The 10230-nt window shown below is 71.7% G+C and carries 9 protein-coding genes and 1 pseudogene; 6 read left to right on the top strand and 4 right to left on the bottom strand.

The genetic code is table 11. The annotated features are described in order from the left end of the window. From P409_RS15870 to P409_RS15850, 5 genes are all read left to right on the top strand, one after another. Positions 1-870: ABC transporter permease (locus P409_RS15870; RefSeq protein ID WP_343285509.1), on the top strand; the 870-nt coding region annotated here is incomplete at its 5' end. 1 nt (position 871) lies between these two features. After that, a complete protein-coding gene (locus P409_RS15865) occupies positions 872-1669 on the top strand; it encodes an ABC transporter permease (RefSeq protein WP_034838965.1) in 798 nt (265 codons plus the stop codon). A 45-nt stretch (positions 1670-1714) separates the two neighbouring features. Further along, positions 1715-2719: a heparin lyase I family protein gene (locus P409_RS15860; RefSeq protein WP_152613405.1), complete on the top strand. Its 1005-nt coding sequence runs from the start codon at positions 1715-1717 to the stop codon at positions 2717-2719. Positions 2720-2855: 136 nt separating this feature from the next. After that, entirely contained in the window at positions 2856-3842 is a 987-nt protein-coding gene (locus P409_RS15855) for a heparin lyase I family protein (RefSeq protein ID WP_152613404.1), read from the top strand. 98 nt (positions 3843-3940) lie between these two features. Continuing rightward, positions 3941-4366 (top strand): organic hydroperoxide resistance protein, encoded by a 426-nt coding sequence (locus P409_RS15850; RefSeq protein ID WP_034838953.1) that lies wholly within the window; start codon positions 3941-3943, stop codon positions 4364-4366. A gap of 71 nt (positions 4367-4437) precedes the next feature. On the opposite strand, the gene P409_RS15845 is transcribed toward P409_RS15850, so the two are convergent. The 4 genes and pseudogenes from P409_RS15845 to P409_RS41565 form a co-directional block, all read right to left on the bottom strand. Next, complete coding sequence (locus P409_RS15845; protein ID WP_034838949.1) at positions 4438-5433, bottom strand: alpha/beta fold hydrolase; 996 nt, start codon at positions 5431-5433, stop codon at positions 4438-4440. Between the two features lie 98 nt (positions 5434-5531). Further along, positions 5532-5990, bottom strand: coding sequence for a hypothetical protein (locus P409_RS40370; protein WP_202964686.1), 459 nt, complete (start codon positions 5988-5990; stop codon positions 5532-5534). Further along, positions 5984-7462 (bottom strand): ATP-binding protein, encoded by a 1479-nt coding sequence (locus P409_RS40365; RefSeq protein WP_202964685.1) that lies wholly within the window; start codon positions 7460-7462, stop codon positions 5984-5986. The genes P409_RS40370 and P409_RS40365 overlap by 7 nt, the downstream gene beginning before the upstream one ends. A gap of 733 nt (positions 7463-8195) precedes the next feature. Further along, positions 8196-8447, bottom strand: a pseudogene (locus P409_RS41565) (winged helix-turn-helix domain-containing protein); the annotation flags it as partial. Positions 8448-8645: 198 nt separating this feature from the next. Here P409_RS41565 and P409_RS15835 point away from each other — a divergent pair. Further along, positions 8646-9929: an epoxide hydrolase family protein gene (locus P409_RS15835; RefSeq protein WP_081991537.1), complete on the top strand. Its 1284-nt coding sequence runs from the start codon at positions 8646-8648 to the stop codon at positions 9927-9929. The last annotated feature ends 301 nt before the right edge of the window (positions 9930-10230 follow it).

Here is a 10230-nt window from a genome sequence, read left to right as displayed (position 1 = left end):
CCGGCCGCAGCCCCCTCCGCCCCCCGCGGCCTGGTCGCCCGGCTGCCGGCGCTGTGGCCGGCGGCGATGCTGTGCGTGTTCTTCCTGATCCCGTTCGTGATCATGGTGGCGTTCAGCTTCTACCACCGGGTCGAGGGCGGGCTGTACGAGCCGGCCTTCGAGCTGGACAACTACGCCCGGTTCTGGACACCGCTGTTCACTCGCGTGCTGGGCTTCTCGCTGATGATCTGCGGCCTGGCCGCCGTGGTCTGCGTCGCCGCCGCGGTGCCCTTCACCTGGTTCCTCAGCCGCACGCGCCGGCCGGCGCAGGTGGCCTGGCTGGTGGTCATCCTGTCGATCCTGTCGCTGTCCGAGGTGATCATGGGCTTCGCCTGGTCGATCCTGCTGTCGCGGTCGGCCGGCATCTCCAACCTGCTGGTCACGCTCGGCGTGCTGGATTCGCCCGACGCCTGGACGCCCAGCTTCGGCGCGCTGCTGATGGGGCTGTGCTTCATCGGCTTCCCCTATTCGGTGCTGATGCTGTACCCGGCGGTGAACCGGCTGGATCCCGAGATCACCGAGGCCGCGCGCACGCTCGGCGCCTCGCCGCTGCGCGGCTTCTTCACCGTGGTGCTGCCGTCGCTGCGCCAGGCGATCCTGGCGACGGCCATCCTGGTCTTCGTCTTCACCCTCGGCTGCTACGTCCTGCCCCAGGTGCTGGGCAAGCCGGAGCACTGGACCCTGTCGGTGCTGATCACCGACCAGGCGATCTACCAGTCGAACATCCCCTTCGCCGCGGCGCTGGCGGTGTTCCTGGTGCTGGTCAGCCTGGCCCTGATCGGCCTGACCCTGCTGCTGGGCCAGGGCCGCAAGCCGGCCGGGGGGCGCTGAGATGGGCCGCGTTCTCAGCCGCCTCTATATGGGCCTGATCGGGGCGATCCTGCTGGCGCCGATCATCGTCATCATCGGCGTGTCGCTGAACGAGAAGAAGCGCCTGCTGTTCCCGCCGCAGGGCCTGTCCTTCGCCTGGTACGGCGAGATGCTGCAGGACCCGGAGTGGGTCGGCGCGCTGGGCCACAGCGTCACCATCGCCGTGCTGGCCGCCGCCCTGTCGGTGTCGATCGCACTGCCGATGGCCTGGTATCTGTGGCGCTGGAATCCGCGCTGGGGCCGCGCCCTCTACACCCTCGGCATCGCCCCGTTCATCCTGCCGCCGGTGGTCTCGGCGCTGGGCTTCCTGATCTTCTGGCAGATGGTCGGCCTCTACGGACACATCGCCGCCACCATCGTCTCGCACGGCATCTTCTTCGTCACCCTGCCGCTGGTGAACATCGCGCTGGGCCTGGCGTCGATCGACCGCGCGGCGGTGGAGGCGGCGCGCACCCTGGGCGCCGACGAGCGCACGGTGTTCCGCACCATCGTGCTGCCCTCGGTGCGACCCTACATCATCTCCGGCTACGCCTTCGCCTTCGTGCTCAGCCTCAACGAGTACATCATCGCCTATATGGTCGCCGGGTCGACGGTGGAGACGCTGCCGATCAAGATCTTCAACGCCCTGCGCTACGGCTACACCCCGGTGATGGCGGCGGTGACGGCGCTGTTCGTGCTGGTGGCGGCGCTGGTGTTCTCGCTGGTGGCGTGGCGCGGCGACCTGCCGCGCCTTCTGGGAGCCACCCGGCCGCCGCGTTGACCTATCCTGCCGCTTCGTTTCCCGATTCGGCAGTTCAACGGATCCATGCTTCCTGCCTTGCTGCGGTGCCTGCCGGCCATCGCCCTTCTGCTGGCGGCCGCGCCGGCCGCCGCCGACCCGATGCCCGGCCCCCCGGTGTCCGCCCCCCCGATGTCCGACCCGATGTCGGACGGGTTCGAGGGCGGGCGCATCCCGCCGCAGATCTGGTCGCCGTGCCGGCGGCCGGAAGGGCGCTTCTTCATCGACGACATGATGGCCCGCTCCGGCCGGTATTCTGCCGGCATGGCGCTGCTGCCGACGCCGGACCTGCCGCCGGCGATCGAGGCGGTGGCCGCCCCGCACACGCGCAGCGGCTGCATCGATTCCGACCGCGACATGGATTTCATGGCCGGCAGCGACCAGCGGGCCGAGCTGTGGCTGCGCGAGACCGAGCCGAAGGGCACCGACCTCTGGTACGGCTTCAGCTTCCGCATCGACGCCCCGGTGGCCCCCGCGGCCGACAACCGGCGTCTGCTGGTCGGGCAGTGGAAGCAGGCCGGCCAATACAGCCCGTTCCTGGGGCAGCGCTTCCGCAACCGGAAATTCTACCTGACGGTGGAGCAGGACGGGCCGGCCCGGCTGCAGCAGTGCCGGGTGCTGGTGGCCTGGGAAGACGGCTACGACTTCTCCGACTTCCCGCCGCACCACAGCTTCCTGCATGACGGCTTCGACGGGGCCGGCAACAAGCTGGCGCCGGACTATACCACCGATTGCGGCAGCGACCTGACCGTCGACCGCGAGGCGTCGCTGCCCTCGCCCTACGGCGCCTGGGTCGACATGGTGGTGCACATCAAGGTCGACGCGCAGCCGGACGACCTGATCGAGATCTGGGCCAACGGCCGGAAGATCGTCACCGTCCGCGGCCGGCTGGGCTATCGCGACAGCGGCCGGCAGTACTTCAAGATCGGCCCGTACCGCGATCCCGGCGAGACCCCGGTGGTGGCCCATCTCGACAATTTCGGCCTGGGCCACAGCTTCGAGGAAGTGGATCCCCGGCGGTTCGATAAGTAGGGATCCACGAGGTGCCACAGCCGTCGCAGATGAGGCCGCGCGTGATGTCTGGTCGGATGCGATATGAGCCTACCGCCGCTTGGCTGCGCCGGGCCGGCCGCCTATCCTGCCGCGGCCCGACACCCCGGCGGTGAGCATGCCATCAGCCCCGTTGCGGCAGCGCCTGCTGCCGGCCGTCCTGATCCTCGCCGCGGCCTTTGCCGGGCCGGCCACCGCCGCGCCCCCCGGCACCGAGATCGCCGACGGCTTCGAATCGGGCCGCATCGACCCGCAGGTCTGGGCCCCCTGCCCGCGCGCCGAGAACCGCTTCTTCATCGAGGAGACGGTGGTGCGCTCCGGCCGCTACGCCGCCGGCATGGCGCTGCTGCCGGACGCGACGATGCCGCCCGCCATCCCGAAGGCCGAGCTGGCGCGCCGGCGCAGCGGCTGCCTGGACACGGCGCCGGGCGCCGTGTTCAACCCCGAGGACGACCAGCGCGCCGAGCTGTGGCTGCAATCGGTCCAGCCGGCGGGCACCGACAGCTGGTTCGGCTTCAGCTTCCGCATCGACAGCCCGGACGCCGGGGCCGGCGGCAACCGGCTGGTGGTCGGCCAGTGGAAGCAGAGCGGCAGCCAGAGCCCCTTCCTGGCCCAGCGCTTCAAGGGCGGCGCCTTCCATCTGACCCTGGAGCAGGCGACGGCGTCGCCCGGCCAGCAGTGCCGGGTGCTGGTCGCCTGGCAGGACGGCTACGACTTCTCCGATTTCCCCGCCGGCAGCCGCAGCTTCCTGCATGGCGGCGCCGATGAGCTGGATGTGGAGCTGCCCCCCGCCCCGGCCGGCGAATGCGCCCGCGGCCTGGCCATCGACCGCGTGGCGCCGCTGCCCTCGCCCTTCGGCGCCTGGGTCGACATGGTGGTGCATCTGCGCGTCGCCGGCGGGCCCGACGACCTGATCGAGGTCTGGGCCGACGGCCGGCCGGTCGTCACCGTAGGCGGGCCGGTCGGCTCCCCCGCCGCCCGCGACCAGTATTTCAAGTTCGGGCCTTATCGCGACCCGTCGCCGGCGCCGCTGGTTGTCCGCTTCGACGATTTCAGCCGCGGCGACAGCTTCGCCGCGGTCGATCCCCGGCGCTTCGATCCATAGAGGCGCCGCGACCCGGTGGCAGCTTCAGGCTGCCGCCCCATGTCTGTACCGTCATCCCCCGGCCGCATCGCCGGTGCGGCCCAACCCAGGAGCCTGTCATGACCAAGCCTGAGAAGATCGTCTACAAGGCCACCGCCACCTCGACCGGCGGCCGCGACGGGCGCGCGAAGTCGTCCGACGGCATCATCGACCTGCCGCTGGCCGTGCCGAAGGAGATGGGCGGCAAGGGCGGCGCCACCAATCCGGAGCAGCTGTTCGCCTCCGGCTATTCCGCCTGCTTCCTGGGCGCGATCCGGTTCGTCGCCGGCAAGGAGAAGGTGCAGATCTCGCCCGACGCCTCGGTCAAGGCCGAGGTCGGCATCGGCGAGATCCCGGGCGGCTTCGGCATCGATGTCGACCTGACCATCTCGCTGCCCGGCCTGGACAAGGCCCAGGCGCAGGCGCTGGTGGAGAAGGCGCATCACGTCTGCCCGTACTCCAACGCCACCCGCAACAATGTCGACGTCCGGCTGCACGTCGTCTGACGCCGAGGGGCGTAAGCCCAGACGGCGGTCGGGATCCGTCCCGGCCGCCGCTGACGGGCCGCGACAGCTGCCTACCTGCCTGTTTCCGCGGATCCACGCAGGAAGGCGATGAGATGCCGGGAGACGAAGCCGGGATTCTCGTCCGGTAGCCAGTGGCCGGTCTCCGGCGCCACGGCGCCGCGGACGTCGTCGGCTGCTTCCTTGGCCATATCCACCTCCTTCCAGCCATTGCTGCGCTCGCCCGCGAGCGCCAGGACCGGCATTGGCAGCTTTTTCTTGAGAAATTCCCTGAAGCGCCGCTCATCCTCGGGAAAGGCCCGGTAGAGCTCGAAGCCTGCGCGCATCCCTCCGGGCGCGGCATAGGCCTGCGCATAGACGGTCAGGTCGTCGTCGGCGATCGGCGCGGCGAGCCGCTTCTTCATGAAGTCCGAGATGTACGCATATTCATGGCCGGCCACGAGCATCTCGGCGATGTCGCGCTGCTGGTGCAGGCCGAAATGCCAGAGCTGCGGATCCGGCTTGTGGATCGCCTCGTCCCAGACATGCGTGCCGGGCACCGGGACGTCGAGCATCGCCAGCCTCGCGACCTCGTCCGGCCATTGCGCGGCATAGGCGTAGGCGACCATGACGCCGATGTCGCGCCCGACGAGATCCACCCTTGTCGCGTCCAGCTGGCGGACCAGGGCCCGGATGTCCGCGGCCATGGTCGCCTTGTCGTAGCCGTCGAGCGGCTTTTCCGACTCGCCCGCGCCGCGGTAATCCACGGCGGCGACGCGGAACCCCGCCGCGGCGAGCTCGGGCATCACGCGGCGCCACGTGTACCAGGTCTGCGGCCAGCCATGCAGGAGCACGACCAGCTCGCCATCGGCCGGGCCGCCGATCACGTAGTGCAGCCTGACGCCGTTGGCCTCGGCGAAGCGGTGCGAGAAGGCCTGGTCGAAGCCGGCCGGCAGGCCGGTCCGCTGCGGCAGCGGCTCGGGGGTGTCCTGGGCACGCCCGGGAGCGGCGGCGATGCAGAGGAATACGGCAAGCGCTGACAGCAGCGCGATCCATGACCGTCGAACCATGGACTGACCCCGGTGGCTGGTTGTCGGATCGAGGCCCCGTCCGTCCCGTTCGGTGGCCGGGAGGCTCGCATGGCCTCCGCGGCCAGCGGCCGCGATCCTCACCCTGGCCAACGGAACCGGCCACGGCCCCGTTCCCTGGGAGAGCCTCGCTCCCACCCCAGGGTCGCCAGCAGCCTGGCCGCGGCCTGCAGATCCGCCGTCTCCGACCCTTCGGTGAAGCCGTCGACCACTGGCCGCAGCAGCACCACGGCCTCGCCGGGCCGGCCCTGCCCGGCCAGCAGCGCCGCCAGATCGGTCGCGGCCCGCAGCTCCCAGGCCGGGGCGGCATGCGCTCGGGCACAATCCAGCGACTGGCGGAGAGACGCCTCGGCCTCGTCCGCCGGCCCCGTCGCCAGCAGGACCCGGCCTTTGACCCGAAGCAGCTCCGACCGATAGATCAGGTCGCCATGGGCCTCGACCCGCCGGATCGCCGCGTCGACCAGGGCCAGCGCCTCGGCCTCCCGGCCGGTCACGGCCAGCCCTTCCGCCAGCGCGAGCTCGAGCGCGGTGGTCAGCACCTCGTGGCCCGCCTCGCGCAGCGTCGCCAGGCCGCCGCGCAGCGCCGTGATGCCGGCCTCACGTCGCGCGGCGGAGTGGCGATGGACCCGGCGAAGGCCTGGGACCAACGGGCGAGGTAGGGACCCAGCGAGTGCGAGCCGGCGCGGGCGGTGAAGCGCGCGGCCAGCGCCTCCGCCCGATCCAGGTCGCCGGTCCAGAGATAGACCGTGATCGCCCACAGCGTGGCCACGGACAGCGTGACCGGATGGTCCATCCGCTCCGCCTCCCGGACGGCGCGGGCGGCCAACTCCGCCGCCTGGACCGGATGCCCTTGAAGCCACAGGGTCCTCGCCAGGATCACGCCGGCCAGGTTCGGCCCCTCGAAGCCGAGATGGATCATGCCGGCCGACGGCGGCCCCGCCGGCTGCCGCAGCGCCGCTTCGAGCGCCGCGCGGGCACCGCCGAGATCGCCGGCCAGGTGCAGCGAGATGCCCAGCAGGAACTGGGCCAGAGCCACAGTGGCCGCATCCTCGGCCGCGCCGGCCAGGGCCGCACCCTGCCGCGCCAGCCCCAGCGCCGTGTCGAAGGCCCCGACGCGCAGGTGGAACATGTGCAGCGGGCCCAGCACCATCAGCTGCCCCGGAATGTCGCGGCGGGCCTCGGCGACGGCGAGGCTCCGCTCCAGCGCCGCGCGCGCGGCGTCGCTGCTGCCCTGCATGAACATCAGCGCCATGCCGCGCGCCGCCTGCAGCTGCATCTCGTCGACGCCGCCGCGGGTGCCGGCGTCGAGGGCCTGGATCGCCTGGCCCGACCAGCGGTCGCATTCGGTCAGCAGCGACATCGCCAGGAACACCGGCGCCGCGGCCGCGGCCAGGGCGATGCCGAGGCCGGCGTCGCCGCCCGGGCCGAAGCACCATTGAAGCGCCGCGCGGACATTGTTCATCGCCGACAGGATGGGGCCGCGCTCCGCCGCATTCGACAGAGTCGGCCATTCGGCCTTGAGCTGGTCCAGCCAGCGCCGGTGGTATTCGGCATGGCGTACCGCCAGGGCCGTGCGCTCGCTCTCCTCGGTGATCTGCTGGGCGTAGGCGCGCGTGGTGTCCAGCAGGCGATAGCGCATCATCGCCCCCACCGGCCGGGTCGCGACCATAGATTTGGCGATCAGGCTGTCGATGGCGGCAAAAACCGCCGCGTCGTCCACCAGCCCGCCCCTCACCACGCCCAGCGCCGCCTCCATCGTGAACGGGCCGACGAAGATGGAGAGCCGGCGCAGCACCAGCCGCTCCGCCTCCGACAGCAGGCCGTAGCTCCAATCCAGCGTCGCCTGCAGGGTGCGCTGGCGCGGCGGCGCGTTGCGCTGCCCCGGCCAGGCCAGGGGCAGCCGCTGGTCCAGCAGCGCCGCGGTCTGCTTCAGGCCATAGGCCTGGACCCGCCCGGCCGCCAGCTCGATCGCCAGCGCCATGCCGTCGAGCCGGCGGCAGATCTCCGCCACCAGGGCGGCGTCGGCATCGCTGAGGGTGAGCGGCGCGCCGGCCGCGGCCGCGCGTTCCAGGAACAGGCGGGCGGCGGGGAAATCCGCGGCCGCCGCGGCGGTCAGGCCGGGCTCGTCCGGCGGACAGCCCAGCGGCGCCAGGGGAGTGGACCTGTTCGCCCTCGACCCGCAGCGCCTCGCGGCTGGTCGCCAGGATGTGGGCCTGAGGCGCGGCCCGGAAGATCTCGGCAGCCAGGCCGGCGGCGCCGTCGATCACATGCTCGCAGCTGTCGAGGACCAGCAGGAAGCGGCGGTCGCGCAGATGGGCGATCAGGCCGGGCACCGGATCCTCCGACCGGATCGGCAGGCCCAGCATCGATGCCACGGTGACCGGCACCAGGCGGGGATCGGTCACCAGCCCGAAATCGACGAACAGGGCGGCGCCGGCGAAGGAATCCAGCAGCTCATGCGCCACCGCCGCCGCCACCGTGGTCTTGCCGACCCCGCCGGGGCCGACGATGGTGACGAAGCGCGCCGCGGCCAGCTGCTCCGCCAGGGCCCGCACGCTGTCCTCCCGCCCCACCATCCGCGCCAGCCGCGGCGGCAGGAAGGTGGTGCCGGTGAAGGAGGCGCCGACCGTGGCCGCGCCCTCCGCCATCGGCGAGGACGGACCCGACCGCAGGACCGGCGCCACGAAGCAGTAGCCCCGTCCCGGCAGCGTCGCGATGTAGCGCGCGCCGTCCTGGCCGTCGCCCAGCGCCTTGCGCAGCCCGGCGATGTGGAAGCGCAGGCTGCCCTCCTCGACGATCACGTCGGGCCACACCTCGGCGATCAGCTCGCGCTTGCCGACCGGCTCGTTCGGGCGGGCGACGAGGGCCACCAGGATGTCCAGCGCCCGGGCGCCGAGATCGACCGGGGCGCCGTCCCGGGTCAGCAGCCGCTCGCCCACGGCCAGGCGGAAGGGACCGAAGGAGAAGACGTCCCCCGCCTGCGCCGGCCCGATCATCATTCGCAACCCTCCACCCATGACTCGGCCGCATCCTAGGGGAACGGCAGGCGAGGCGCCAACCGGCCGGCCGCCGCATGCAGATTGCAGCAGGTGGCGGCAAACCCCGGCGGTCCTGTGAAAGCGCGGGCGCCGGTGCGCCGCTAGGGTCGCGGCCGGACCGGCCTCCCCGGTCCGTCCCGCAGCAGAGGACCGATCATGTTCGACGTAGTGCCGCCCGCCACCCGGCGCGGCTTCCTGGCGGCGTCCGCGACCGCGATGGCCGCCGCCGGCGCGCTGAGCGTCCTTCCCGTGCGGCTGGCCGCGGCCGCCGAAGGCCCCGCGATCCGCCCGTTCCGCGTCGAGATCCCGGAAGATGCGCTGACCGATCTGCGCCGGCGCATCGCGGCGACGCGCTGGCCCGGCAAGGAGACCGTGGCCGACGCGTCCCAGGGCGTGCAGCTGGAGCGGCTGCAGACGCTGGTGCGCTATTGGGGCACCGATTACGACTGGCGCAAGGTCGAGGCGAAGCTGAACGCCCTGCCGCTGTTCATGACCGAGATCGACGGGCTGGACATCCAGTTCATCCATGTCCGTTCGAAGCACGACAATGCCCTGCCGCTGATCATGACCCATGGCTGGCCGGGGTCGATCCTGGAGCTGGTCAAGGCCATCGGCCCGCTGACCGACCCCACGGCGCATGGCGGCAAGGCGGAGGACGCGTTCCACCTGGTGGTGCCGTCGCTGCCGGGCTTCGGCTTCTCCGGCAAGCCGACCGCCACCGGCTGGGGCTCCGACCACATCGCCCGCGCCTGGGGCCAGCTTATGGCGCGGCTGGGCTACAAGCGGTTCGTGTCGCAGGGCGGCGATTGCGGCTCGGTGATCTCGCACCGCATGGCGATGCAGAAGGTGCCGGGGCTGATCGGCATCCATGTCAACATGCCGGCGACCGTACCGGCAGAGCTGCAGCCGCTGCTGGCGCAGGGCCTGCCCGCCCCGGCCGGGCTGCCGCCGCGCGAGACGGCGGCCTATGACCAGCTGAACGACTTCTACCAGAACAACACCGGCTATTCGGCCATGATGGTCACCCGGCCGCAGACGGTCGGCTACGCCCTGGCGGATTCCCCGGTCGGCCAGGCGGCCTGGATGTACGACAAGATCGCCCAGTGGACCTACAGCGGCGGCGATCCCGAGAAGTCGCTGACCCGGGACGAGATCCTGGACGACATCTCGCTGTACTGGCTGACCGACAGTGCCACCTCCGCGGCCCAGATCTACTGGGAGGACCACTCCAACAACTTCAACGCCGTGAGCATCGACCTGCCCGCCGGGGTAACGATCTTCCCCGGCGAGATCTACCGCGCGCCGCGCAGCTGGGTCGAGCGCGCCTATCACAAGCTCATCTACTTCAACGAGGTCGACAAGGGCGGCCATTTCGCGGCCTGGGAAGAGCCGGAGCTGTTCGCCACCGAGGTCCGCGCCGCGTTCCACACGCTGCGCTGACGCCTGTCCGCGGCAGGACAGGGACACGGGCCCGGCCCCGCGGCCGGGCCCGTGTTTGCCATGCCCGGCAGCCACTAACACCGCCTCACAAGCCCTAACGGGCGGTCCGCCGCGTCCCCGACTAGATATCCAGCATCGAAGACGGACTGGAGGACACGGGCGATGGAGAAGGACGGGACAAGCCTCGCGACCCTGGCCATCGACACGGCCCGCGGCCCGGCCGAGACCGTCGAGGCGCTGCTGGAGGATGTCCGCCGCGGGCTGGACCGGAACCCCGAGGCGGCGCGCGCCGCCGCGGTGC

Source organism: Inquilinus limosus MP06, assembly GCF_000767795.1.
GTDB lineage: Bacteria > Pseudomonadota > Alphaproteobacteria > DSM-16000 > Inquilinaceae > Inquilinus > Inquilinus limosus_E.
The sequence above is the reverse complement of the archived record's forward strand: the minus strand, read 5'-3'. Positions and strand labels throughout refer to the sequence as shown.